Source organism: Paenibacillus terrae HPL-003 (assembly GCF_000235585.1).
Classification (GTDB): domain Bacteria; phylum Bacillota; class Bacilli; order Paenibacillales; family Paenibacillaceae; genus Paenibacillus; species Paenibacillus terrae_B.
The window spans coordinates 1,108,641-1,134,308 of sequence record NC_016641.1 but is presented as its reverse complement, the minus strand read 5'-3'; the positions used below and the strand labels follow the sequence as shown (position 1 = coordinate 1,134,308).

At 47.8% G+C, this 25,668-nt stretch carries 22 protein-coding genes, 1 pseudogene, 2 CRISPR repeat arrays and 1 riboswitch; of the genes and pseudogenes, 15 read left to right on the top strand and 8 right to left on the bottom strand.

The annotated features are described in order from the left end of the window. Window positions 1-375 precede the first annotated feature (375 nt). Window positions 376-909, top strand: coding sequence for a DUF6985 domain-containing protein (locus HPL003_RS05320; protein WP_014278595.1), 534 nt, complete (start codon window positions 376-378; stop codon window positions 907-909). A 55-nt stretch (window positions 910-964) separates the two neighbouring features. Here HPL003_RS05320 and metE read toward each other — a convergent pair whose 3' ends face one another. The 4 genes from metE to HPL003_RS05300 all read right to left on the bottom strand — a co-directional run bounded on the left by metE (window position 965) and on the right by HPL003_RS05300 (window position 7,030). Beyond that, window positions 965-3,283 carry a 5-methyltetrahydropteroyltriglutamate--homocysteine S-methyltransferase gene (gene metE / locus HPL003_RS05315; RefSeq protein ID WP_014278594.1) on the bottom strand — a complete coding sequence of 773 codons (2,319 nt, stop codon included), beginning with the start codon at window positions 3,281-3,283 and terminating at the stop codon, window positions 965-967. A 160-nt stretch (window positions 3,284-3,443) separates the two neighbouring features. After that, window positions 3,444-3,639: riboswitch (cobalamin riboswitch) on the bottom strand. Window positions 3,640-3,822: 183 nt separating this feature from the next. Continuing rightward, window positions 3,823-4,320 (bottom strand): anaerobic ribonucleoside-triphosphate reductase activating protein, encoded by a 498-nt coding sequence (nrdG, locus tag HPL003_RS05310; RefSeq protein WP_014278593.1) that lies wholly within the window; start codon window positions 4,318-4,320, stop codon window positions 3,823-3,825. Beyond that, window positions 4,317-6,266: an anaerobic ribonucleoside triphosphate reductase gene (locus HPL003_RS05305; RefSeq protein WP_014278592.1), complete on the bottom strand. Its 1,950-nt coding sequence runs from the start codon at window positions 6,264-6,266 to the stop codon at window positions 4,317-4,319. Before HPL003_RS05305 ends, nrdG begins: the two co-directional genes overlap by 4 nt. Window positions 6,267-6,559: 293 nt before the next feature. After that, window positions 6,560-7,030, bottom strand: coding sequence for an AbrB/MazE/SpoVT family DNA-binding domain-containing protein (locus HPL003_RS05300; RefSeq protein WP_014278591.1), 471 nt, complete (start codon window positions 7,028-7,030; stop codon window positions 6,560-6,562). A 269-nt stretch (window positions 7,031-7,299) separates the two neighbouring features. Here HPL003_RS05300 and HPL003_RS05295 point away from each other — a divergent pair, with 269 nt between their 5' ends. Together HPL003_RS05295 and HPL003_RS05290 are read left to right on the top strand one after the other, a co-directional pair. Then, the gene (locus tag HPL003_RS05295) at window positions 7,300-10,230 is read left to right on the top strand and encodes a glycoside hydrolase family 3 C-terminal domain-containing protein (protein ID WP_014278590.1); all 2,931 of its coding nucleotides are present in this window, start codon (window positions 7,300-7,302) and stop codon (window positions 10,228-10,230) included. A gap of 66 nt (window positions 10,231-10,296) precedes the next feature. Beyond that, a complete protein-coding gene (locus HPL003_RS05290) occupies window positions 10,297-10,791 on the top strand; it encodes an Rrf2 family transcriptional regulator (protein ID WP_014278589.1) in 495 nt (164 codons plus the stop codon). Window positions 10,792-10,909: 118 nt separating this feature from the next. On the opposite strand, the gene HPL003_RS05285 is transcribed toward HPL003_RS05290, so the two are convergent. Further along, window positions 10,910-12,001, bottom strand: coding sequence for a GGDEF domain-containing protein (locus HPL003_RS05285; protein ID WP_014278588.1), 1,092 nt, complete (start codon window positions 11,999-12,001; stop codon window positions 10,910-10,912). Between the two features lie 243 nt (window positions 12,002-12,244). Between HPL003_RS05285 and HPL003_RS05280 the strand changes: the two genes are divergently transcribed. Continuing rightward, the gene (locus HPL003_RS05280; RefSeq protein ID WP_014278587.1) at window positions 12,245-13,198 is read left to right on the top strand and encodes a spore germination protein; all 954 of its coding nucleotides are present in this window, start codon (window positions 12,245-12,247) and stop codon (window positions 13,196-13,198) included. Here HPL003_RS05280 and HPL003_RS27325 read toward each other — a convergent pair. Further along, the gene (locus HPL003_RS27325; protein ID WP_081473693.1) at window positions 13,158-13,451 is read right to left on the bottom strand and encodes a YczF family membrane protein; all 294 of its coding nucleotides are present in this window, start codon (window positions 13,449-13,451) and stop codon (window positions 13,158-13,160) included. The genes HPL003_RS05280 and HPL003_RS27325 overlap by 41 nt on opposite strands. Window positions 13,452-13,636: 185 nt before the next feature. On the opposite strand from HPL003_RS27325, the gene HPL003_RS05275 reads away from it, so the two are divergent. The 6 genes from HPL003_RS05275 (at window position 13,637) to HPL003_RS05250 (ending at window position 18,935) form a co-directional block, all read left to right on the top strand. Beyond that, window positions 13,637-14,032: a Fur family transcriptional regulator gene (locus HPL003_RS05275; protein ID WP_014278585.1), complete on the top strand. Its 396-nt coding sequence runs from the start codon at window positions 13,637-13,639 to the stop codon at window positions 14,030-14,032. After that, a complete protein-coding gene (locus HPL003_RS05270; protein WP_014278584.1) occupies window positions 14,008-14,847 on the top strand; it encodes a winged helix family transcriptional regulator in 840 nt (279 codons plus the stop codon). The genes HPL003_RS05275 and HPL003_RS05270 overlap by 25 nt, the downstream gene beginning before the upstream one ends. Window positions 14,848-14,992: 145 nt before the next feature. Continuing rightward, window positions 14,993-15,406 (top strand): BlaI/MecI/CopY family transcriptional regulator, encoded by a 414-nt coding sequence (locus HPL003_RS05265; RefSeq protein ID WP_014278583.1) that lies wholly within the window; start codon window positions 14,993-14,995, stop codon window positions 15,404-15,406. Window positions 15,407-15,409: 3 nt separating this feature from the next. Then, window positions 15,410-16,270 carry a M56 family metallopeptidase gene (locus HPL003_RS05260; RefSeq protein WP_014278582.1) on the top strand — a complete coding sequence of 287 codons (861 nt, stop codon included), beginning with the start codon at window positions 15,410-15,412 and terminating at the stop codon, window positions 16,268-16,270. A 119-nt stretch (window positions 16,271-16,389) separates the two neighbouring features. Next, the gene (locus tag HPL003_RS05255) at window positions 16,390-16,797 is read left to right on the top strand and encodes a DoxX family protein (protein WP_014278581.1); all 408 of its coding nucleotides are present in this window, start codon (window positions 16,390-16,392) and stop codon (window positions 16,795-16,797) included. A gap of 152 nt (window positions 16,798-16,949) precedes the next feature. Further along, window positions 16,950-18,935, top strand: coding sequence for a methyl-accepting chemotaxis protein (locus HPL003_RS05250; RefSeq protein ID WP_014278580.1), 1,986 nt, complete (start codon window positions 16,950-16,952; stop codon window positions 18,933-18,935). Window positions 18,936-19,029: 94 nt separating this feature from the next. Here HPL003_RS05250 and HPL003_RS05245 read toward each other — a convergent pair whose 3' ends face one another. Next, window positions 19,030-20,010, bottom strand: a complete 981-nt coding sequence (locus tag HPL003_RS05245; RefSeq protein WP_043922309.1) for a DMT family transporter — start codon at window positions 20,008-20,010, stop codon at window positions 19,030-19,032. A gap of 179 nt (window positions 20,011-20,189) precedes the next feature. Here HPL003_RS05245 and HPL003_RS05240 point away from each other — a divergent pair, with 179 nt between their 5' ends. The 3 genes from HPL003_RS05240 (at window position 20,190) to HPL003_RS05230 (ending at window position 22,181) form a co-directional block, all read left to right on the top strand. Then, complete coding sequence (locus HPL003_RS05240; RefSeq protein ID WP_014278578.1) at window positions 20,190-21,047, top strand: LysR family transcriptional regulator; 858 nt, start codon at window positions 20,190-20,192, stop codon at window positions 21,045-21,047. Window positions 21,048-21,116: 69 nt separating this feature from the next. Further along, the gene (locus HPL003_RS05235) at window positions 21,117-21,830 is read left to right on the top strand and encodes a pirin family protein (protein ID WP_014278577.1); all 714 of its coding nucleotides are present in this window, start codon (window positions 21,117-21,119) and stop codon (window positions 21,828-21,830) included. 15 nt (window positions 21,831-21,845) lie between these two features. Beyond that, the gene (locus tag HPL003_RS05230; protein WP_014278576.1) at window positions 21,846-22,181 is read left to right on the top strand and encodes a hypothetical protein; all 336 of its coding nucleotides are present in this window, start codon (window positions 21,846-21,848) and stop codon (window positions 22,179-22,181) included. 223 nt (window positions 22,182-22,404) lie between these two features. After that, a CRISPR array of direct repeats spans window positions 22,405-22,841; the repeat unit is 32 nt; unit sequence GTCGCACTCTATATGAGTGCGTGGATTGAAAT. Between the two features lie 60 nt (window positions 22,842-22,901). Here HPL003_RS05230 and HPL003_RS05225 read toward each other — a convergent pair. Next, a protein-coding gene (locus HPL003_RS05225; protein WP_148267373.1) for an IS3 family transposase occupies window positions 22,902-24,028 on the bottom strand; the annotation gives its coding sequence in 2 pieces (ribosomal slippage) (window positions 22,902-23,779 and window positions 23,779-24,028; 1,128 coding nt in all). Between the two features lie 81 nt (window positions 24,029-24,109). Then, window positions 24,110-24,607: a CRISPR direct-repeat array (repeat unit 32 nt; unit sequence GTCGCACTCTATATGAGTGCGTGGATTGAAAT). Between the two features lie 245 nt (window positions 24,608-24,852). Here HPL003_RS05225 and HPL003_RS29605 point away from each other — a divergent pair. Then, window positions 24,853-25,122 (top strand): annotated as a pseudogene (locus HPL003_RS29605) (transcriptional regulator); the annotation flags it as partial. Window positions 25,123-25,316: 194 nt separating this feature from the next. Continuing rightward, complete coding sequence (locus HPL003_RS05215) at window positions 25,317-25,652, top strand: hypothetical protein (protein ID WP_014278573.1); 336 nt, start codon at window positions 25,317-25,319, stop codon at window positions 25,650-25,652. Window positions 25,653-25,668: the final 16 nt, after the last annotated feature.

The following is a 25,668-nucleotide window of genomic DNA, read 5'->3' as shown; positions in this document are numbered from 1 at the left end:
CCTGGATGTTATCATTGCTTCATAGGTGTCGTTTCGGGTATGGGGGGAGAAATGTGTGCTTGAGCATAAAAGATTTCAGGTACTAATCATAAATCAGTAGTCAGGTATAATTTAACATCATGTACTGTTTAATGCAAGGTACTAAAATTTTAAAAATAAATCTGCGGGCTCATTTTAGGAGTTTTCTTTCGCTTTTGGAGTCAATGAGATAGCGAATGCTGTTGAAAAAAGTAGTTCTATTTAGAAAAACGCCGAATCTTGGAGAATTTGCGGAAAAGGAACCGCTTTAATTTCATTCTTAAGGATGTTAAATTTTATAATAAAATGATCCATAGAGTTAAAAGGTCATTTCTTATGAAAAGGATGGGGTAAAGGATGAATTGGGAACGCTGGTATATGGAGCTGGATCAGGATGATGAGACTTGGGAAGTATCAGAGGAAGTCGTGCTTCGGGGCACGGTACAACTCCATTTTTGCGGACAGGACTCGGAGGCAGAGATAGAGTTTATTGTGTCCGCCGATTCCGAGGAAGAAGCACAGTCCATAAGAGAGCCTAAGCAGGAGCAAAAAAAGACATGGGAGCAATATATGGCACATGGGCCAGACATTCATCCTCGTGTGCTGGAAGCGATACACCATTACTATGCAGATGTAGTGGAAAAGTACCGGAACGCTTATACCTCATGGGGAGAAGACCCGGATGAATATGCGCCTTATGTGGAACGCTCGGAACAACTGCTGAAACGGTTACACCTGGTGTCTATACTGATTCCTGACACAACGGAAGAGGATGAGCTGTATTTGAATTTTAGCTGTTCCTGGGATAGAGAGCATGGCTTGGGTGTACATATGAAGCAGGGAACACCCGAGCATATTCAAGGGGCATACACATTATATGATTTGGAATAGAATCCCCTTCCGGCGTTTAGGGAAAAAGAGGCCGGGAAGGGGAGGGTTATAGAAATTAGCTAGATACCGCCAACGAATCTCTGGCTGCTTGAGCAGCCAGCACCATTTGCCGCAATGCGGCGATGGATTCATCCTTGGTGCGGGTTTTCAGGCCGCAGTCTGGATTGACCCAAAATAAATCAGAAGGCAGTACGCGTAGGGCACGCTGTATCATACTCAGCATTTCTGACACATCGGGAATGCGCGGGCTATGGATATCATATACGCCCAGACCGATGCCTTTGTCATACACTTGATCCTCAAAGCTGACAATCAGTTCTCCGTGGCTACGCGAGGTTTCAATAGAAATGACGTCGGCATCCATATCGGAGATGGATTGGATCATATCCTGAAATTCGGAGTAGCACATATGCGTATGGATTTGGGTGGCGGGTTCAACGGTTGCTGTTGTAACAAGGAAGGCTTGAACCGCCCACGCCAGATAGGCCTGCTGCTGTTCTTTTTTCAGCGGAAGCCCTTCACGGATCGCGGGTTCATCGACCTGAATCATGCCAATCCCCGCTTTTTCCAGTGCTTCTACCTCTGCCCGCAGGGCCAGCGCTAACTGTAAAGCAACCTGACTGCGAGGAATATCATTACGTTCGAAGGACCAGTTCAGAATCGTTACTGGACCTGTCAGCATTCCTTTGACTGGCTTGGAGGTCAACGATTGGGCGAAGGCCGTTTCTTCCACGGTCATGGGTTGATCGAACGACACATCTCCGTATATAATCGGCGGTTTAACACACCGGGAGCCGTAGGACTGCACCCACCCGTTTTGTGTAAAGGCAAAGCCTTTCAGCTTTTCGCCAAAAAATTCAACCATGTCTGTCCGCTCAAATTCCCCGTGTACAAGCACATCAATGCCAATGTCCTCCTGAATATCAATCCATTCCTTAATTTGCTGCTGAATGAACGTCTGATACTGCTCGGCAGACCATTCCCCTTTGCGATAGTGCAGACGGGCTTTGCGAACCTCGGCGGTTTGCGGGAAGCTGCCAATCGTCGTCGTAGGCAGTGGAGGCAGCTTCAGCTTGTCCTGCTGGATCACACGACGCTCAGCGAAGGGAATGCTGCGTGACTGCGGCTCTTTCGCCAGTAGAGCCGCCATATCGGCCACGGTCTGTACTCGTGCCGCCGAGCCGTTGAAACGGGCTACCGCGTCCGCACTCTGCTCAAGCTTGGCAAGTGCCAAGGGTTCGCGTTTGCCAAGTGCAGCGGTCAAAGCTGCGATTTCTTCCAGCTTTTCATCGGCAAAGGCCAACGCTTGCACCAGCTCTCGGTCCAGCTTGTGCTCTGCTTCCAGACTGACTGGCACATGCAGCAGACTGCATGATGGCTGCACGATGAGCTGTGCAGCAGTGGTTTGCTCCGCCAGTTGTCCAAGCAGCGCAGCTACGGCGTTCAGATCCGAGCGCCATATATTACGCCCGTCAATAACACCAGCGGCCAGCGTTTTCCCTGCTGGGAAGCCATGCCGGAGCACATGCTGCAGGTTTTCGCCATCATCATGCACAAAATCAAGACCTATTCCCTGTACAGGAAGCGTGGACAGGCGCTCATAATGATCCAGACTGCCAAAGTAGGTTTGCAGCACGATATTTAAGGATGGAGCAGCTTGGGCCAGAGCCTCATAGGCCTCCTGAATAATGTCCAAATCCTCTGCCGGGAATGAAGTGGTCAAGACAGGCTCATCTACCTGCACCCACTGAACGCCTTCCGCAGCTAGCTCAGACAGGACACGGGTGTACAGTGGCAGGAAGCTTCGTATGATGGCGGCCAAATCCTTGCGGTCATAGCCTTTGGATAGGGCAACGAACGAATAAGGACCGATCATAACGGGTTTACCTTCAATACCCAGCTCCTGTTTCGCTTCACGATAAGCCTGTAACGGCTTGTTCTCGGTGAACACCGGGGTTGCATTCGCCAATTCCGGTACGATGTAGTGGTAATTGGTATTCAGCCATTTGGTCATTTCACTGGCGGTGGCCCCCTTTTGTCCACGGGCTATCCCGAAATAGACGGATAGAGGAATAGGCCCATCGGGACGGTAGTTGAACCGTTCCGGCACCAGACCGAACATCACGGATGTATCAAGCATGTGATCATAATAAGAAAAGTCTCCAACAGGAATTCGATCAATCCCCTTGTCGCGCTGCTTGCTCAGATGCTCCAAGCGCAATCGTTTCATCTCGGTATGCAATTCGCTTTCATCCATGCTGCCGTTCCAGAAGCGCTCCAGTGCTTTCTTCCATTCCCGGTTTCCTCCGATACGCGGATATCCCAGGTTACTGCTGATCAAGCCGGACAACTCAGGCAATTCGGTAAATGACATGTACTTTTCCTCCCAGGCTGGTAGCCAGTTTATTTTTGCGTACAAAAAAAGACATTCCTCCCCGGGGTTAAAAATGAGTAGGGGAAAGAATGCCTCCGTTATTTAAAAAATAAAAATTCGGCGACTGCTCTTAACACCTCCCTATCTCCCGTAGGTACTTGCGATGTTGTTGAAATAGGCAGGTCTCCTGACTTACGGATCATGACTTTCAGCGCTCCTTCCCGGTCTGTGGACCAGTGGGTATATCAACAGCTGAAAATTCCCCGTTTACAGTGGCGGGACCGCGCCGGACTTGCACCGGCTTCCCTTTTAAGCCTGAACTGAATAGAACAGACACCTATCTCCAAGCTATGCGATTATGGTATGACGAATAATTATGCACTCGTATACTTGTTCACCATCATAAGTGAAACTTGCAGGATGCGCAATAGAAACTCCGTTTGAACTTATAATGAACTACATGCAAAAAAAGACAAACCCTCTCCATAAGGAAAGGATTTGTCTTAGAGTGTAGCATCTCATGCGAGCATAACATCGCTTTAGGCTAATGTAACTATAGATCCTGCCTGAATGCTGGCCTTCACATCCACCAGTCGTTGATTGCGGCTGCCTCGGAAGGGAAGGGTCAGATCCTTTTGCTGTTCTACAAAAGGGCCGTCCACAATCACATCGCATAGCAGCGCCAGCTCCCGGCGGGCCTGATCCGTAAGCAACTCCTCATAGTCAAAGCCCGTATAGGCCCACACGGTTCGGTCAGGGCAGGTTGCGCGGAAGTCGCGCACAAACTGCGAGCATTCCGATGCCGAGAAAAAAGGGTCTCCGCCGCAAAGGGTTAACCCGTCCAGCAGTGGATTATCTGCGATGTCACGGATGACTTCCTGCTGTCGCTCCAGTGTGAACGGTTCACCTGCGCGGAAACTCCATGACGAGGGATTGAAGCAGCCGGGGCAGGCATGGCGGCAACCGCTAATGAACACGACGGTACGCAGGCCATGCCCTTCGTTCAGAGATTCCGGAATGTAGCCGCACAAATTCACCGATGCTTCACCCGGTCACGTACCTCAGCCTGCTTCGCGGCGTTGAAGCGAACGGTATAATCACCTGTCAGATATCCGGTTACCCGACGTAAGCGCTGAAAATGCGTATGTTCTTCATCAGCACCGCATTCGGGACAGCTTGTCCCGATAATGCCTTCGTAGCCGCATTCCGTGCAGCGGTCTACCGGATGATTGATGGAGAAGTACCCAATGTTCTGATGGAGCGCGTATTGTACAATTTTAAGAAACGCCTCCGGGTTATTTCGCGCATTACCATCCAGCTCGATGTACGAAATCGCACCAGCGTTACACAGATTATGAAATGGGGCTTCGAGACTGATTTTACGGGCAGCCGGGAGCGTGTAATACACAGGAATGTGGAAAGAGTTCGTGTAGTATTCTCGATCATTTACCTCGGGAATAATTCCGAAATCACGCTGATCCAGCAACGTGAACTTGCCGGATAGACCCTCGGCAGGCGTAGCGAACAGTGTAATGTTAAGATCATGCAATTCACTCATACGGTCGCAGTAGACACGCATAGAAGCTATGATTCGCTGTGCTTCACGGTATACAGCGTCATCCTCTCCGTGGTGCTTGCCATACAGTGCCTTCATGCATTCGGCCAACCCGATAAACCCGACCGACAGCGTACCGTGCTTCAGTACGTTGCCCACTTTTTCATCAGGCTCCAGCTTTTCTCCACCTTCCCATACCCCTTCGCGCATCATAAAGTCTGAGGCTTTCGCAGGCTGGCTGGTCTGTATAAGGTAGCGATGGATCAGTCCGTCCACGGCAATGCGCATAACCTCTTCCAGTCTGGTATCAAAGCCATCTCGGTCAGGTGTCTTGCGCTTGCCTGTGCAAATACCGTACTCAATGCCAAGACGCACCAGATTAATGGTGTTGAATGAGAGATTCCCCTTGCCGCTTTGACGGTTTCTGCCGAAACGATCAGCAATGGTGCGGGTACGGCAGCCCATCGTCGCAATAATGGTATCCGGATCATCTGCACGGTAAAAGGGCAGGTTGAAGGTAGCATCCACATTGACAAAATTGGGATACATCCGTTTGCTGGAGCATTCTACTGCCCGCAAGAACAAGTCATAGTTGATATCGCCTTCGGCCTGATTAATTCCTTTTTTGCATTGGAAAATATGCTGTGGGAAAATAGGGGTTTCCCCGCTGCCCAAGCCACGAATAGTGGCCTCCAGCAATGATTGCGTAACAAGTCGTCCTTCAGCAGATGTACACATACCGTAATTCAGTGATGTGAACGGAATTTGCCCACCTGCCCGACTGCTCATAGTATTCAGGTTATGAATAAGTGATTCGGCGGCCTGTCGGGTTTCCGACTCCGTTTCTTCCCGTGCGAATGCGTATGAACGAGGGCAGACCTCATGTAATAGGCTGCTGGCTATATGTAATTCGTCATCAGGCAGGGCGGGTTCTATTTCTTCTCCGAACAGACGGAGGCCCTTGCGTAGATGCTTGCGGAAGGACCGGGCCACGAAAGGAGCAAGGTCCCAATCTATTTTATTGGCAGAGACACCTCCAAATTGGCTGTTTTGCTGAGATTGGAATATGATAGCTACCAATGCCATTGCAGACATAATGGTTTGTGGTGTGCGCACAGAGCCGTTGCCTGTATTAAAACCATCTCGCAACAAGCGGCCAAAAGGAATAAAGATACAGTTCGTAGTCCCGAGCGCATATTGGTCCAAATCGTGAACATACACATATCCGTGGTCGATAGCGTCTGTCAGTACAGGAGGAAGCACACGTAGTCGCGCATACCATTTGGCATACTCGGAGCCGAGCTTACTCATTTTTCCACTGAACGACTCTCCATTCAAATTAGCATTCTCCCGCAGCATGTCCAAGTCTTGTGCCCCAATGACCCGCTCGCCGATGCTGTATAATTGATGTTCCTCCAACACTTTCATTGCAAAAACCTCCATATAGTAAAATATATATTATTCTCCAAAAAACAATATATTGACGATATCGTGTACTAAACAATTGTTTCAGTCTATATATTGTATATATGGATGGATAGAGAGTATGTGATTATTGTCACGTCGATAGGGAGGGGAATGCACAAAAAAGTCAGGTGAAAGTTAGGAACACATCAACGAATACGCTCCTTTTCTACACCTGACGATCGAATATTTGACGGAAAATAATATGATGGAAATCCAAGGATCTGAGTATGTTTTGTAATAAATTACGGGATAAATTAAAGCAGCTTTTTCAGTTGGGACACCCGGCCTTGTGAGATATCGAGCATTTCGGCATACACCTTTTGTGGCAGGTTGGGATGTTCCTGAATCAGCTTTCGGAGCTTTTTTACCATTTCTCCTTGCTGCACTCTGGATTGTTTAGGCTGCCAGGTCGTATGGTTACGAACCGGCTTGGTATGTTCTTGAGCCTGGATGGCTTCGGTGCTGGTGGGATGTACATTTTCCTCTGTTTTTAATACCTGAATGCAATCGGCGCAAATAAAGCTATCACGAAAATAAGTCAAATGATCAACTGCGCCGCAAAATTTGCAGGATACACCTGTATATTTCCTTAATACAAACCCTTCTTCATTCACGAAAAATTCGAGCGAATCACCAATATTGATATCCATCGTGGTGCGCATTTCCTTGGGAAGCACGATTCGCCCCAATTGATCCAGAGGCCTTGTCATTCCGGTATTTTTCATAAACCCTTCCTCCTTCGATTATATATCCTGATTATACCAAAAAATATTATTTTTTGCTTTGTTTATTGAAGAAAATATACATTTTTTTTTAATTTACACACTGTTACGAACCAGGTACAACTGATCTATTCGGTATGGATTGAGGAAAGACACCAAATGGTGAGCAACAGCAATTGTTGCCGGGGTATTCCTTTTTCGCTATGATATATTAAAACGCTTTCATAACGGCCTTTTATGATATTTTAAATGGAAACAAGGAGATGACGGATATGAGTCATGAAACAACGGATTTAGAATATCTTTTTCAAAATCCGAAGCTTCATCTGGACGAACGTGTACGGGATTTGGTATCTCGGCTAACCTTGGAGGAAAAGATTGAATCCATGCTGCAATATCAGCCGGCTATTGAACGATTGGGGGTCGCCGCATACAAGCACGGTACGGAAGCAGCACATGGTATAGCCTGGCTAGGAGAGGCGACTTCATTTCCGCAGCCTGTGGGGTTGGCCTGTACGTGGGATACGGAACTGATGCGACAAGTCGGCTCGGTTATTTCGGATGAAGCGCGTGTATACTACCGCCGTGATCCGGTGCTAAACGGACTGACGTTATGGGCACCAACCGTAGATATGGAGCGTGATCCGCGCTGGGGGCGCAACGAGGAAGCGTATGGAGAAGACCCGTATTTGACGGGAGAACTGGCAAAGGAATTGGTCAAAGGCATACAGGGCGATCATCCGGTATATTTGAAAGCGGTTGCGACATTAAAGCATTTCCTCGGAAACAATAACGAGGTGGACCGGGGAAGTGATTCCTCCAGCATAGATCCGCGAAACCTTCGTGAATACTATCTGAAAGCCTTCGAGAAGCCTTTTACGGAAGGCAAAGCCCAGTCCATGATGACCTCTTATAACCTGATTAATGGAACGCCTGCGACGTTGTATCACGGTGTTAATGATATTGTCAGGGACGAATGGGGAATGGACGGCTTTGTCGTCAGCGATGCTGGTGATGTGATGGGAATCGTAAAGGACCATCAGTATTATGACTCCCACACACCGGGTGTGGCTGAATCTATTCGCGCGGGGATCGACAGCATTACGGATGATGCGGATTTGTCCAAGCAGGCCATTCGTGATGCCTTGGTGCAAGGAATGCTGCAAGAAACGGACCTGGATCAGGCGTTGTTCCATACATTTCGTGTCCGCTTTCGTCTGGGGGAATTTGATCCGGCGACAGACAATCCCTATGCCTTGATCGGGGAAGAGGCCCTGATGACAGAGCAAGCCCGTGAACTGTCGTTGCGTGCAGCGAGAGAGCAGATCGTACTGTTGAAAAATGAGCGTTCGCTCCTGCCGCTGGACCCTGCGGGGTGCGGCAAGGTGGCGGTGATCGGGGCTCTCGGCAATGAGGTGTACCGCGACTGGTATTCCGGTACATTTCCATATTTTGTGACACCGCTTGAAGCGATTCGTGCCAAGCTGGAAACCAAAGACGCGCAGGATCGCGTCGTATACCGCGATGCCAAGGATCGCGTGATCTTCGCGGCGGCGGCTGATGGAGCGAAGCTTACAGTTGATTCTTCCGGTGACATGCGGTTGTCCCATGATGCCGAACCAACGGTTTTGACCGTGAACGATTGGGGCTACGGCAGCGTCACGTTGACCGACGAGCGCCTGGGTACCTATGTGACGAGCGATGAGGAAACGCTTTGTGTGACAGCTTCGGAAGCGTATGGCTGGTATGTCAAAGAAGTCTTTGGACTTACTCCTGTTGAAAAGGGGGAGCGTCTGTGGACGACATGGAACGGCAAGCCTGTGATCACAGGGACGGAGGGATCATTGAAGGTAACGGAAGCCACTAACCAAGACCATACAACATTCCGGGTAGAGACGGTGTCGGATGGTTTAGTGGAAGCGATAGCCGCCGCCCAAGCGGCAGATACGGCGATTGTATTCGTCGGCAATCACCCGCTGATTAACGGCAAGGAAGAGAATGACCGTCCGGGCTTGGAGCTGGCAGCTTCCCAGCAGCGGCTCATCGAGGAAGTGTATCGGGCTAACCCGAATACGATCGTGGTTCTGACGGGCAGCTATCCGTTTGCCATTCCTTGGGTACAGGAGCATATTCCAGCGATCGTGTACACGTCTCATGCCGGGCAAGAGCATGGCACGGCAGTAGCGGATGTGCTGTTTGGGGATTACGCGCCAGCGGGTCGTTTGAATATGACATGGTACCAGGCAGAGGATCAACTGGGTGATATCAAAGATTACGATATTATTCGCGGCGGACGTACCTATCAATATTTTGAAGGTGAACCTTTATACGCGTTCGGCCACGGTTTGACGTATTCGCCATTTGAGTACAGCCGTCTGCGCACAGATGCCCAAGCGCCCGACCCAAGCGACAGTTCCGTCCCCGAAGGTCGTGTGAACTCTTGTGGTGCCCTAGATGCCACGGATACCCTGAATGTATGGGTGGACGTTACGAATCGGGGCATAGCTGCGGGGGAGGAGGTTGTACAGCTATATGTACGGCCCGGAGCTTCGCGAGTAAAGCGAGCGTTGAAGACATTGTGTGGATTTCAACGTATCCGCTTGGAGCCGGGAGAGACGCGAACGATTTCTTTTACAATACGAGTGAAGGATTGGGCGATTTGGGATGTCACACGGGATCGCTATTGCCTTGAAGCTGGCGAGTACACCTTGCTGGCAGGCACTTCTTCAGCGGATATCCGGCTGGAGCACCCTGTGAACGTTCGAGGCGAAGTCATTCCGCCCCGGCAAGCCGGACAAAGCATTCGCGCTGAAAACTTTGATGATTGTTCCCATATCATGCTGGATGAAAGCAAGGAGCAAAAGGAGGCCTGTGTATGTCCGCGTTCACCTCAACGTCTCGGCTGGATTGCCTTTCATGGCATAGAATTAGATACGGTGAGCACGGTTGAACTTCAATGCCGCGTGTTAGGCAGTAGCAGCGATGCAGCAATTGAGCTTCGCTTGGATACGCCGGACAGCGAAGTTGCAGCACGTATAAACGTTGGTCATACGGGAGGAGCGCAAGCATGGATGACGCTTTCCGAAGTATTGGGTCCAGTCTCAGGTTCACGTGATGTGTACCTGTGGCTGAGTGGCGAAGTGCGGCTAAGTTATTTTACTTTGAGCGCTTGTGCTACAGGAGATTCCAGCCTTCAGGCTTGAACTTACTTCTGACTTCACGTACAATGCATTCAACGAAGTTTCTACAGCTTAGGGGTGTCATTTCATTTGAATAGTGAGAAAAGACTACGCACCGCAACGCCCAGATGGCTTGGTGTGGCGGTAAAGGCGCTTGTCTATTTGGAAAAGCATGGAGAGCTCTGTGCCAGCGGATCTATTGCCCGCTCTATTGACTGTGAGGTCACCTTGGTGCGCAGGGTGCTGACGCGACTTGTACAGGCAGAATTAATAGCAGCACGTGAAGGCCGTGAGGGAGGCTATGTGCTTACCCGTTCGGCGGACCATATTACACTTGCCGATATATACCATGCCATTGAAATATGTGATCCGATTTTTCCAGGTATGATGCATGAACCAGAGACGAACCCTTTTTGTGAGGAGCTTGCAACCGCCGTATCCGAAATCGTAGTCGAGAGCGAACGACGTATGCTGGAGGTATGGGAGTCTCATACGCTGGCCTCACTCGCCAAGCGTACAACACTGGTGGTGGGCAGCTGCCCTAGTGAAGGCGAGGATACCAAGGCTTCTTCCAAAGGGGATTAACACATTTTTTTTCAAAACGGATAATAGCCGATACGACTCTTCCAAGAGAGGGTTGTATCGGCTATTTCTGTAGATGCTCATATTATTGTGAAATCGTAAATGAGAAGAATGCCCGGCTTTATACCTGATAGGAGCAGACCCGATTGCGCCCTGCATTTTTAGCTTCGTATAGTGCTCTATCCGCTTGTTCCAGTAGAGCCGCCCCGGACATATCCTCCCCGGTATCGGGAAAGGTCGTTACGCCGATAGACACCGTGATGTTGAGTACAACCCCGTCCGACAAAACGAACTCGTACTGATCTACCCCGTCCAGGATCTGATTTGCTATGCGTAACGCTTGCCGGAAAGCACAATTCGGCAGAAGTACGGTGAATTCCTCCCCGCCGCTACGGGTTACCACATCAAAGGAGCGGCATTTTCCCCTCAAAATCTGACCTAGCTGACGTAGCACCGCATCCCCGGCCGCATGACCGTAGGTATCGTTCACTTCCTTAAAATGATCAATATCCAATACAAGTACAGATAGATGCTCATGGCGTTGACGAGCTTGAGGAAGCTGCTCTTCCAATGAAAATTCGAGCTGTCTTCTGTTGCTTAAATTGGTGAGATGGTCTGTAAAGGAGGTATGCTCCAGACGAAGTAACAGCTCATTGGACTTGTTGATGGACTCGGCTATGAAATACAGAAGAAATCCGCCTGCCATAGAAATAACGAAATGGAGCGGATAAACCTGCAAAACATCATTAACATTATTCAAATTAATTGTGAGAGAGCAGAAAATAATGCCCAAAGCGAAAACGTTCATCGTGATCAGCTTCGTTAAACGTGACCAGGACAGATGTGACAGCAAAGCGCAACCCAGGCCCACGAGCATCATAAAAAAAGACCCCACAATGGCTTGAGTGGTGACACCAAACAGCAATAATCTGCCTAAGCATATAAATAGGGTAGCCATGAGTGTTGCAGGTCCGCCAATGTAAGCCGCCGTGGCTACGATAGCCAGATGACGAAGATCGGCAATGGTATTAAAACCCACTGGGATCGAATAGTACATCAAGACAATGCCATAGAATCCAAAAAGAGCGCCTCCGATCCAATGTGCCTTACGCTTTAAGGTATGTAGGCGGATTTTATATCTTTGTGATATGAGCCCGGTTATGTACAAAAAGGTGACAAGGATACAGGTATTTACAAAAAACGTACTGAACAAGATGTTAACCCTCCCGAGAGGCATATTTCTTCATTTTATCAAAAAAACTGGCATTAAGCTTGAAAATGAAGAATTTTATTGAAATTTAATACGATGGCATGGATTATAGCGTTTCAGGCATTATAGCGTTTAAGACATAGAGTCAGTACATAATTGGGAATAGATTGAGCATACTCCAAACATACAAGAATAAGGAAAAATAGGTGGTATCTATCGCTGCCTTTCTGGAGATGAGGTTTGCTCATGATTCGCTATCCCTATCGCAAACATAACCCAAAATCAGGTGCGGACGGGAAAAATAAAAGCTCTTCAGGCTCTTTGAAGATCGAGGCTCATTTGGAAATCAATCTGCAGCAAATTAAGGAATTGACGTCAAACAGTCCAGACTTCTTGATTCGCCGCTTTAGTCTGGGGCTGAAAGCTGACGTCCCTGCTGCCATTGTATTTCTGGATAGTATGGTCAAGACGGACACAGTAAATGAACTCGTCATGAAATCATTGCTTCGACCATCCGCCGAGGTGGCTACTGAGGTAGAAAGTGCACAAGGGCTTTACAGTCGGATACAGGGCCATGCCCTTGAACTTGGTGAAGTGAAGGAATGCGATGATTGGAATTCCATGATGGAACAGCTCTTGATGGGAGATACGATCATTTTACTTGAAGGCTGTACAAAAGCCATTGCATGCGGGACACGTGGAGGAGAGGCTCGGGCGGTCAACGAGCCCACCACACAGTCAGTCGTCAGAGGGTCGAAAGAAGGATTTGTAGAATCCGTGTTTACGAATGTATCTCTTGTACGCCGACGGATTAAAAGCTCGGATCTTACGATGGAGATGTTCAAAGTAGGAAGCACGTCCCTCACGAATGTAGCTATGCTGTATATGAAGAATATTGCAGATCCAAGTGTCGTAGAAGAAGTTCGTCAACGCGTAAAAAATATCAATATCGACGCCGTATTCGAATCTGGCATGGTAGAAGAGATGATACAGGATCATAATCTCACGCCATTCCCAACGATCTATAACACGGAAAGACCTGATACGATCAGCAGCAATATTATGGAGGCGCTTCTTTTGGAGGTCACCTTTGAGATCTTGCGTGAAGCGGGTATTCGAATGCCCCGTGTGAGTGGAATTTATTTATATTTTCCCCTTTTTATTCTTTCTGGTGGCTCTTGTGCGAAGAAGCAGAGGTAGAGGCGGGAACTCTCAAGAAACGTGACCATCGTGAAAAAAGAAAGCGAAGCGCGCATCCAATTTGCTTTTTGCCCACATTTACAAAGAGCAGTAGCAGCATTCCTGCCAACACGATATATTCGGATGGTCGCAGGGTGCGAAGAGCTAATAATGTAGGCTCCCAAGGAATACGGACACCAAATAGCCAGTTGACCAGCAGATTGGTTCCGAGCATGAGTACCATAAAGAGTGTGAATATCCAGAGTATTTTCATAAAATATCCTCCCCGTATGTATGAGCTGAACGTAAATTATGTATACATTGTGTTGCAAAGCAGCTCAATTTATCCGATCCCATTGACTTGAAATGAATTAGGATTTATACTTATTCTAAATTAATTTCTATTGTGATTATAAATTGAGAATAAATATAATCTACGTTCGTTAAGGGAGATGCGGTATGAGAACTTTAAATTTAACTTCGCAGCGCCAAGCAGTGTACGATGTGGTTCGTGAGGCCCACGATCATCCTACCGCAGCCGATGTTATGAACCGGTTGATGGAGCGCGGATACAATCTTGCCTATGGAACGGTATATAATTCGCTACGATATTTGACAGATAAGGAATTGATCCGCGAGTTGAAGCTGGGGGAAGCTGCCAGTCGTTATGACGGACGAATGGACGATCATCAGCATATTATTTGTCAGGTATGTGGGCGGGTAGATGAAGTGATGAGCGAGGTTCCACAGGATTGGATCGAGACGGTTGCGCATGAAACGGGATATACCATTGCCCATGCCCATGTCGTATTCGGAGGAGTGTGTAAGGAATGCCAAAGCAAGCGAATCAAATAACGAATCGTTTCAAAGCAGCCGAGATGCCTAAACGGGTGAAGGGTAACTGGACAACGATGTTACCCGCTCCCTCTGCTCCTGCGTTACAGACGGTTCCTTCCAATGAGCCGTTGTACTGCCCGACTACACGCCGCATCGTTCTGATCAGCTCGGTTCCGGGTGTCGTTCATGGTTTGGTACGTACGTTGTCAGACGCGTGCTTTGATGTGATGGTGTTCCATCGCTGGGAGCCTGAAGTACAACGTCATCTGGGAAACGATCTGCTGATTTACGATTTGACCGCTACCGATATACGGAGTGAATTACTGGATATCCGTAAGCGTCTTGAGGCGGAACAGATGAAAGATACACCGGTCATGTATGTGATTCAGGATCGGATGGCTGTACGTGCGCATGAGCTGCTTCCTTCGGAAGAGGTGTTAGTATGGCCGCTGGCTTCCAATCATATGGTGCATGATATTGAACGGATGATTGTACGTCATCCGGCAACTTCCCGTCAGGCAACGCAAGGCAGCCGTCGTACGGTGTTCAAGGACATCTGGATTGACCGTGATAAAATGTTAGTATACAAAGAGGAGAATCAATTAAATCTGACCAAAACGGAATATGATTTGCTGTTGAAGCTGATTGATGCTCAAGGCAAAGTCATCTCTCGTGAGCAGATGATGCATGATATCTGGGAGACGGATTTTGTGGGCGGCAGCAATGTCGTAGATGTGCATGTCAAAAGCTTGCGCAAGAAGCTGGGCGACCGACCTGCGGAGCCTGAATATATTGCAACAGTAAGAGGTGTAGGCTACAGATTGGCGGATTGAACTGAAGCCGATCAAGCCATGAATTGCCGCCGGATGGAGACATTCGGCGGATGTATATAAATCCCTTTGAAGAAACTGACATTAGGTGTGACGGTTGACTTTATCAGGATATATACACTACAATCGGTAGTGTGAGGTGCTTCTTATGAAACGACTGAATTTTAAAACTGGCGAAACCGGACTCAACCGTTTTTTCGGACCTCTGGAAGCCAAAATTATGGATATTTTATGGTCCACTTCGGATCGGAGCATCAAAGAAGTGCAGACCGCGTTGGAGGGGGATCGGGACTTTAATTTCAATACGGTGATGACCGTGATGAACCGTCTGGTGGAGAAGGGAATACTGAGTAAGAGTATACGCGGGAGAACGTCTTTGTATCGGCCGGTTCTGAGCAGGGAAGAATTCAGGGATGAACAGTCCAAGGAGTTAAGCCATGAACTGGTGGATGAATTCGGTCCACTCGCTGTAAATCATATGATTGATGCTCTGGAGGTGGCCGATCCTATGCTGATCGAACGTCTGGAACAAAAAATTAAACAATGGAAAAAGGATATATAGACGATGTGGAAAACACGTTCTAAATTACTGTTTACAGCAGGCGCCTTGATTTCGGGTTTCGCCCTTATACAGATGGGTATGTACGCCGGGCAGCATATTTTCGGCTGGAAATTGGATTTTAACGTGTTTCAGATTTGTAGAAGTCTGTTGCAGAACTACGGAATCGGCTACATGGTGGATGCGCTCAGTGGACTCGTCTTTCTCACCTTTGGGATTGCCGGGGTAGAAGCGATACGGCAGTGTATGGCCACAAGGGCGGCTTTCCGCAGACTGCGCCGGATGCGTGACCTGCCGCTGACGGAAACACTGGGTGAGCGATATCGTGAACTGGGAGCCAACCGGATTTGGGTCATTGATTATACCAAGCCTGCCGCTTTCACCATGGGATTATGGAAGCCGCGCATTGTATTATCCTCCGCATTGTTGTCCGTACTGGACAAACACGAGGAGGAGGCTGTCATATACCATGAAGCGCATCATATGAAACATTATGATCCATTGAAGACATGGTTGCTGCAAATGTGTGCTACCCTGCTGTTCTACTTGCCGGTGCTGCGTCATATTACCAACCATTATAAGATAGCCCGTGAAATTTTAGCCGACAATGAAGCCATTAATCGAGCCGGTTCGCCGGTTGGGATTGGAAGCGCACTGCTCAAGCTTCTGAGTATGACGCCTGCCAAGACCCGCCTGGTAAACTCTGCCGCTTGTTCCTCTTTTGCAGAAACGTCAATTAACTACCGTATCTCACGTATACTAGATCCGCAGCTAGAGCCGATCATCTCAATGCCCTGGCGTTCGATTATGTTTTCCAGCTATGTGCTAGTGATGCTGACGCTTATGTTTGCACTGGCGTTAATGTAGCTTGGCTAGATATATCCTAATGGTGGCGCTTTACGCGCTACCGATTATTGATATGTAATACACTACACATTGTAGTGTTGGTTATCTAATCTGTACACAAATAAAAAGGAGATGAGCATATGAATCAAACACTTACGAATATTGGATTGCTGTTGGTACGAATCTTTACAGGGGTCATTTTCATTGTTCACGGTTCACAAAAATTTCAGGGACTGGATGGAACCTCCGGCTTCTTCCAAAGTATCGGACTTCCTGGCTGGTTGGCTCCTGTGGTCGCTACGGTTGAGCTGGTTGGCGGTATTGCACTGGTTCTGGGTATTGGAACACGACTTGCCGGAGTAGCATTGACGATCGTCATGATCGGTGTACTGCTGACTGCTAAAAAAGGACAGCCCTTTGGCTCCATTGAGTTTGATCTGCTGGTTCTGTTCACCAGCCTTAAGCAAGCACTGGTAGGTGGACGTTTTCTGGCGGTAGATCAGTTGTTTGGCCGTAAAAAGCCAGAAAACAGCAGCGTACAGGTCTAAATATCATATGAACCGCGTCCTTAGTCTCAGGGCGCGGTTTTTTGTTTTTCCCATTTGTGTAATCTAGCTGTAAATCATTTGCTACATTCGACCGATATAACTTCCATGAGTGTAATTCAAAACATAGCTTTTCAAGCAAAGGGGAAAGATACATGGAAAAAGTGCGAAAGAGAACGACCATTTGGACACTCAGGAACAAGCTTGTTTTAGGTTTTCTGCTTATTTTGTTGGTCCCGAGCTTAAGTATATCTATCGCGACTTATAATTCATCATTTAATGCTATGGAGAAGCAGCTTCACAGCAGTGCAAATCAGGGGGTAGCGACCGCTAATTCGGTAATTGAATATGCACTTGCCAATAAAATCAAAGATGTGGGTTATTTGGCGGAACGACTCGACAGTTCCATGATTGATGGTCGAAATAGCCCGTTGATTCAGCCCAAGCTGATTCAATACATAGGTCTGCACGAGGATGCGACCGATGTTTTTGTCGGTACTTCAGATGGTCTGATGATCCGGGGGGTGCCTAAAGAGGACGAAGGTACATATGATCCCCGCAAGCGGGACTGGTATATCGAAGCGATGAAGCAGCCCGGTAAAGTGGCAATTACTCCCGTCGTAATGAATTCATCGGGTATTCCTGTTGTCGTCGTATCTCAAACGCTCTCCGACCAGTCCGGGGTTATCGGGGTCTCTCTGAATCTGGAAAGTGTACGTAAACTGGCTTCCATCAAAGTGGGCCAGGAGGGATATATCATTATTTTGGATCATACGAAAAAATTTGTGGTTCACCCTACGGCTAAGCCGGGTACATCTCTTGATGCAAGCTTTATTAATGATATGTATGCTGCGCCGAGCGGGCAGTATACATATGTGTATGAAGGCCAAGAGAAGTACCTGAACTATGTAACGAATAAGGATACCGGCTGGAAAATTGCGGGAACCTTCTATCAATCCGAGATCAGCGATGCCACCGCTGCCATGCGTTATGTAACCATTTTTGTGCTGGCAGCCTCATTGGTGCTTGCACTTATTGCGATTTTCCTGATTACCCGTTCCGTCCTGGTACCGATCCGCAAACTGCAAAAATCGGCAGAGCAGATCAGTGAAGGAGATTTGACAGGCGATTTGGAAACAGGAAAAACCGATGAGGTGGGTCAGTTGTCTTCCCACTTTCAATCGATGGTGGATAGCTTGCGCACGATGATTCGAAGCGTACACGAAACCACAGATCGGGTAAGCTCTTCGGCAGAGGAATTGGCTGCGGGAGCCGATCAGACGACCCAAGCCATTGAGCATGTCACCATAGCTATTCAGGAAGTAGCAGTGGGCAGCGAGCGTCAGGCTCAGAGTGTCAAACATGGCTCCGTAAGCATGGAGGAGCTTGCTCAGCAGGCAGTAAACGTATCCGAGCGTATGATGGGCGTATCTGAACAGGTGAAAAGTAACGCAGAGTCCGCACAAGCAGGCAGCAAGGCAGCTACGCGAGCTGTACAGAAAATGCATGATATCGACGAGACTGTTAACGATCTCGGACATGCAATGGATTCCCTGAGTGAACGCTCCGGCGAAATTGAAAATATCATCAGCGTCATATCCGGTATTGCCAAACAAACGAACCTGCTTGCGCTGAATGCATCCATTGAGGCGGCACGCGCTGGCGATCATGGTAAGGGCTTTGCCGTGGTTGCTACGGAGGTACGCAAGCTGGCTGAGGAATCTGCGAAATCGGCGACCTTGATTTCAGAGCGTATTGAGGCGATGCAGATGGATATGGATCACGCTTTGACGGCTATGCATCAAGCCCGTACACGGGTGACGGAAGGCATTGATTCAGTAAGCACGTCTGAGCAATCCTTTGCGGAAATCAGTCAGGCTGTGGAATTAGCGACGGGGCATATCAATGACATTACTGGAGTGACACAGGAAATGGCTCGGGGTGCGTCAGGTGTCGTGAGTATTATGAGCGATATTTCCCATATTTCGAACGAGGCAGCGGGCAACACCGAGTCGATCTCAGCCGCCGCTGAGCAGCAGCTCGCTTCTATTGAGGAAATCGCTTCTTCCTCAGCGGATCTGAGCCAAATGGCGGAGGAACTGCGCGAGCTGGTTGGACGATTCCGAGTCGGAGAAAAATAATAAACGATAAAAGCGCACGGATACAGGAGTTTATTCTCCTTGTCCATGCGCTTTTATGCATTTTGCCGCAATTTGTGGCTCGTTTAGATAGGTACTATCTTTGGAATGATTTACGTCGATCCAAGCGGAAACGGATGCGGCGCGGATTGCCGGAAGGGTGTAGAGAGTTTCTTTGAACCATATTGTTAAGCAACAGCGCGAAGATGACCAGCAATGTCCCGTACAGTTCAAATCGGCTGATGGTATAGCCTTGGAAATACATAAGTACCAGCGTGGTAATCGGTACAAAGTTAATAAATAGAATTCCGTTCAGTGGTGACAGCATTCGGATTCCGGCATTCCAGCTCAGCAAGGCTGCCAGCCCCGGAAGCAGGATCATAAAGCTCATTTCGTATTTGACCGACCATACATGCTGCCAGTCAGGCACCGCAACCCAGTTGAAGGCGGAGGCGGTCGTGACGACTACGAAGGAAACCAGGGTTCCGAGCAGGCAGGTTAAGGTAGAGTAGCGAAGGGTGGACCATCCTGCAAAATGGCTGCCTCCCATGGAATACACGACCCATCCAATCACCCCTGCGAAAATGAGCAGCAGCGGTAGTAAATGCTGTCCGGCGAGTGTGAAAAAGGTCCATTTTCCGTTCGTAATCACGAGTATAGCTCCAGCCAGTGCGATTATCATACTGATCAGTGTGTATTTTGGCGGCATTTTACGGGTCAGGACCCATATCATCGCAATCGAAATCATCGGCATCAGCACTTCCATAATAGAAGCTACAATGGTACCTGCTGCACCCATCGCGTGCTGTCCCTGGAAAACGGCCATATTATAAATGGTAAATCCCATCGTACCAAAGAACAGCAATGTCTTGCCCTTGCCCTCAAAGCGAAAAGCTGCCCGTCCCTCTTTGAGCCACAACAGCACGATCAGTATGAGCGTAACCGAGAAATAACGTAAAAATGAAAAGTACAGCGGATTGACTTGTTGCAATGCAATGTGCGAAACCGGAAACATGGCCCCCCAGGACATACTGGCGATCAGGCACAATAAAGATCCGGTCATGATTTGTCTATTCATGGTGAAAAAAAGCTCCTCCTTGCCGGCCTCAGCGGACATATCTTATGGACACATCATAATGGATAGGGAGCTGTTGGTAAAATGATTGAAAATAAACATTAACATCATTTAAAATGATAATAAGTGACAAGGCACGTCAATTTTGATAGCCTTGTCCTTCACGATAAGGGGGAGCAGTATTGGATCTGAACGACTTAAACATTTTCCAGACGGTGGCTGCTCATGGCAGTGTCAGTAAGGCGGCAGCCGAGCTTAGCTATGTCCAGTCCAATGTAACGGCCAGAATCAAGCTGCTGGAAAAGGAACTGCAAACGCCTTTATTTTATAGACATAAGCGGGGCATGATCCTCAATGCGGAGGGCAAGCGTCTGCTGCAATATACGAAAAGCATTTTGTCTCAATTCGAGGAAATGAAGCATGCGTTTCAGAGTACCTCTGCACCTTCGGGGGTGCTGGAGATTGGCATTGTGGAGACGGTGATCGCGCTCCCGGCGATTTTACATGCTTATTACAGCAAGTACCCGGATGTCGAGCTGTCCCTCAAGGCCGGGGTTACGGAGCACTTGGTACAGGAGGTTGCGGAGATGAGGCTAGATGGAGCCTTTGTGACCGGGCCAGTGAAGCATCCCCTCATTGAACAGTTGGATGTGTTTCAGGAAAAGCTGGTCCTTGTCTCCCAAGGAGATGAGTTTTCCGTTGAGGATGTAACAACCCGTCCGCTCCTTTTGTATAAAAAAGGCTGCGGCTACCGTGGGCGGCTGGAAACCTGGCTCAAGATGGAGGGTATTATTCCCAAGCAGATTATGGAGTTTGGGACATTCGAGACGATTATCGGCAGTGTGGCGGCTGGTATTGGAATGACGGTTTTTCCCGAATCCTCGATCAGCGGGCTGGCAGCCCAGGGTCTGGTGCATTGTCATGCGATGCCTGAGCCGTACAACGAAGTGACAACGGTGTTCATCCGTCGCAAGGAAGCCTATGTGACCAGTACCTTGCAGTCTTTTATGGATGAAATTATCGCTCAGACAGGGGCATAGCATTATCTTGGGGGCTCGGGTACAATGAAAAAGATCTGATCTCATTTTTCTTCCTGAAGGAGGGCTACTATGTTCACAATATATCCGGCTGCTTCCCGATTCAGCTTCGATAAGGGATGGCTGCGGGGCAGTCACAGCTTTTCATTCGCGGAATATCAGGATGAGAACAATACAGAGTTTGGCCCCATGCGTGTCTGTAATGACGACGTGATCGCACCGGGACGGGGCTTTGGGGCGCATCCGCACAGTGACATGGAGATTGTCTCCATCGTGCTGTACGGCGAGCTGCGTCATGAGGACAACCGTGGGCATGTGGCGGTGACGAATTTTGGAGGTATCCAGCGGATGTCCGCGGGGCACGGGATCATTCATACGGAGCACAACGCTTCGCAAACGGAGGATGTCAGCCTGCTGCAATTGTGGTTTAGTCCGCACACCAGAGGGTTGGAACCGTCGTATGAAGCTACCGCGTTCAACCCTGAGCGTCTGCACGGTCAGCTTCTGCCTGTCGTTGCAGGGGAGCGTGTTCCGGGCACGGAGGGCGAAGTAGCTGCGATCCATCAGGATTTGACGATTTATCTAAGCAAGCTTCAGCCTGGAGAGCGTGTGGAATTCGCACAGTCCGAAGGGCGACGCGTGTTCTTGTTCGTCATCGAAGGCTCGCTGCGTGTGAACGGTGAATATATGCTGAACGGGCGCGATTCGGCCCGTATTGAGCAGGAGCCGAAGCTATCGCTGGAGGCACAGGAGCCTGTCTTTTATATGCTGATTGATTTGCCCTAAAAGGAGGTGCGCGCAATGGCGCAGCAGGAAACATGGCTGATTAAGCATGCCGTCACGGGTCGCAGCTTTGCTGACAGCCGCAAGCAGATTTTGGTTTGCCGTATGGAATCGGCAGACGGCGTGTTTCGCTTCACGCTTCAAGAGCTGCCGCGTGAGGCAGCGGAGGAGATTGTGCGTTATAGCGGGGAACTGAACGTATTCCGTTTTGTAACGCCGGAGAACGGAGCCGTTGTGAAGCATTGGTATTACGTCGCCCCGGAAAGTGTACAATACGATGATCAAACTGGGGAGCTTAGGCTCGAAGCTGGTTCTAAGATTGAATACCATCCCGAGGAGTATTGGGGAGATTAATCCCTATTTTTATATTGAATTTTTGAAGGGCTGTCCCGGTAAGGTGCGAATGTGAAGCTCACATAAAAACCCCGGGTCCTTCGCACCTCGAAATTTGTCGAAAAAGGCTTGAAAAGGGGTGTGGCGATAAAAGTCAATGCTTGATTCATCCCTTTTCGGCATCGTTTATTGCGAAAATGTGTGAAATTGATACCATTAGGGTATGAATCACCCCTTTTTCGCTGTCGCACTCTATATGAGTGCGTGGATTGAAATTTTTGCTAAATGGCTGCTGGAAGAAACGAATGATGTTGTCGCACTCTATATGAGTGCGTGGATTGAAATTTAACACCGGCCGCGCCCTCTTTAAAGAGTATGTTAGTCGCACTCTATATGAGTGCGTGGATTGAAATATTTCCCTCGACGATGTAGAATAAATCCGGTACTCGTCGCACTCTATATGAGTGCGTGGATTGAAATAGCTATTTTGTATTGATCAAGTCCCCTATCAAAGTCGCACTCTATATGAGTGCGTGGATTGAAATATACCACCCAGCGGCAACCAGCGCTCTGATATCTCTTGTCGCACTCTATATGAGTGCGTGGATTGAAATGTTTCAGGGTAATGCTGCTTATTGCAATGCGTACAGTCGCACTCTATATGAGTGCGTGGATTGAAATTAAAGAGATATATATCTCTCCCTCTATCCCCGCCCCGGTCGCTGGATTGTCAACACTAAACTAGACAACTTTTTTGTGGTGTCTCTGTTTGAATTCAGCCGGACTTAAGTAATCCAGAGATCCATGAATCCGAATATGGTTAAACCAGTGCACATAGTCATGTAACTCTGTGGTTAGTTCAGTCAGGCTTTCAAAATGACGTTTCTTCACAAACTCTGTTTTGAAAATTTTAAACGTGGCTTCTGCAACGGCGTTATCATAGGGACAGCCTTTCATGCTCAAGGAGCGCTCAATCTGAAAAGCCTCCAGAGCATCGTCGATGAGCTTATTCTTGAATTCATTTCCTCGGTCGGTGTGAAAGAGCCGAATGTCATTCAGGTTGCCCTTTATCGAAGCCAAGGCACGGTAAACTAGCTTGGCATCCTTGTGTAGCCCCGCACTGTAGCCAATAATCTCGCGGTTAAACAGATCGACAAAGAAGCATACGTAGTTCCAATATGAACCCACTCTAACGTACGTCAGGTCGCTTACGACGACAGATAACGCCTGTTCTTGCTCAAATTTCCGGTTCAATACATTCGCTTGCTTGGCTTCATTGCAGCTCGTGGAATGAGGTTTATATTGAGCGATCGTATACGAGGAGACCAGCCCGAGTTCCTTCATGATTCGTCCAATTCTCCGTCTGGATACTGTAAAGCCTTGCTGGTACAGCTCTTTTTTAATTTTACGCGTACCGTAGTTTTGACGGCTGCTTTGAAAAATATCCATAATCATGGAGGGAAGCTCATCCTCCGATGTAGCCTCGACCTTGCTCTCTTCATAATAATAGGTGCTTCTAGAGATTTTTAGGACGTCGCACATTGCTGATACCGAGTATTTATGTTTATTCTGGCGAATGACATTTACTTTCGTCCCATGATCAGCGCGGCTTGCTTTAAAATGTCATTCTCCATGAGCAGTTGCTTGTTCTGTTTTCGAAGTTCGATGAGTTCTAGCTCTTCTGGAGTCCGGTTGTCTTTCTCTTTGAAGGATCCAGATGTGGAATTCTGTTTCACCCACTTATCTAGTGATGAAGGATTCAAATCATATTCTTGAATGATATCCTTTCGGGGTTTACCACTTTGATAGAGCTGAACCATCTGCATCTTAAATTCGGTACTAAAGGTACGTCTTTCTTTTTTAGTCATCGTCCGTTCGCTCCTTCTAGTGTTCATCTGTAGTCTACTATAGTAGACCGCAATTTTTCTGTCTAGAAGAGTGTAGCCGATCCACGCACTCTATATGAGTGCGTGGATTGAAATTCTCCCGGTTGAGCTAACAGAAATTCTGTAGAGTCGCACTCTATATGAGTGCGTGGATTGAAATTTATCACATGGACATTCCTAATGTATCAACGGCTGTCGCACTCTATATGAGTGCGTGGATTGAAATGTAGCTGTACAAAAACCATCCCAAATCTACCGCGTCGCACTCTATATGAGTGCGTGGATTGAAATAGGATCGGATGCATTAGGTAACGCTATTTATGATGGTCGCACTCTATATGAGTGCGTGGATTGAAATTTAGGAGTGTCGAACATGCTAATTGAATGGGTAGAGCGTCGCACTCTATATGAGTGCGTGGATTGAAATTAAAGACGTACTACGCGGCTCGGGCTGACGTAAGTGTCGCACTCTATATGAGTGCGTGGATTGAAATCGGTAGCCCAATACAATAGAGTGGTCGTGTCTGTGGTCGCACTCTATATGAGTGCGTGGATTGAAATATTTTTTGCCTGCTTACCGCAGCACTCCATGGGCGTCGCACTCTATATGAGTGCGTAGAACCTGCCTAAAAGAATTTCGGCCGCTTAGACATGGGTTAAAATCTCACAGAGGACTGTAGTCGGTATTTTACCGGAGACAGTCCTTTGATCTTCTCTCTGGTTTGTTATGCAAATATTGAGAAAAGTCTATCGACGTATGTTGATATTTGGAGGGAAATAGAGGTGAGATTTTAAGATTTAGATTATTTGCGGAACATTCAGGTGTTCATCAAAGAACGCTAAACAATTGGATTGCCAAATATCGACCTGTTACTATACATCAGTTGGATCGAATCACACTGGTAATGGGATTAAAAGAAGGTCATTTTTACGAACGATACATAGAACATTATATCATCGAACGTTTCCCCGATTGGCAGCGAGTTGAACCGTTGTTGTATCAGTGTGCAGAGCTGGACAAGTTGGAAGCGATTAGGCGAATATGTAGAGGTCATTGTGCAAATGGGAGAAGGTATCATGGGTAGGACACAAGCTGGATGTTTATCCAGATGGGACAAAAGTAAGATTTATTGTTAATTAAATACTTTTTCTTGAAATGAGTTGTCTTTTTTAATTGTTTTAATGTTCGACAAATTTCTCCTTACTTCTCGCTAAAGAAGTTGTAGTATTTACAATTGTTTGAAATAATTATATAGGGGGAAACTTGTTTATGGAAATTTTTAAGAAAGTGTTCGCCTCCTTATTGGCATCAGTATTACTCTGCGCATCTGTTTTACCTTCGGTAAGTAATGCAGTAGCGGCAATAGCAACGGTTACTAAAGCACCTGTAGCAACCATTCTCTCAATTATAGGCGTTGGAGCAGGCTTGAATGCCCAATCTTATTACACTATTTATCAATATTCTTATCCTAGAAAATGCGAAGCCATCCCCTACGCTAATCATACGGTGTTCTATCAAGATGCTTCACGAAACAAAGTAACTGGTACGGCTGACTCTGCAAAGTTCTTTAGTTCACAACCATACCCTATTGGCTGTACACCATGACTAAATTACTAAAGCG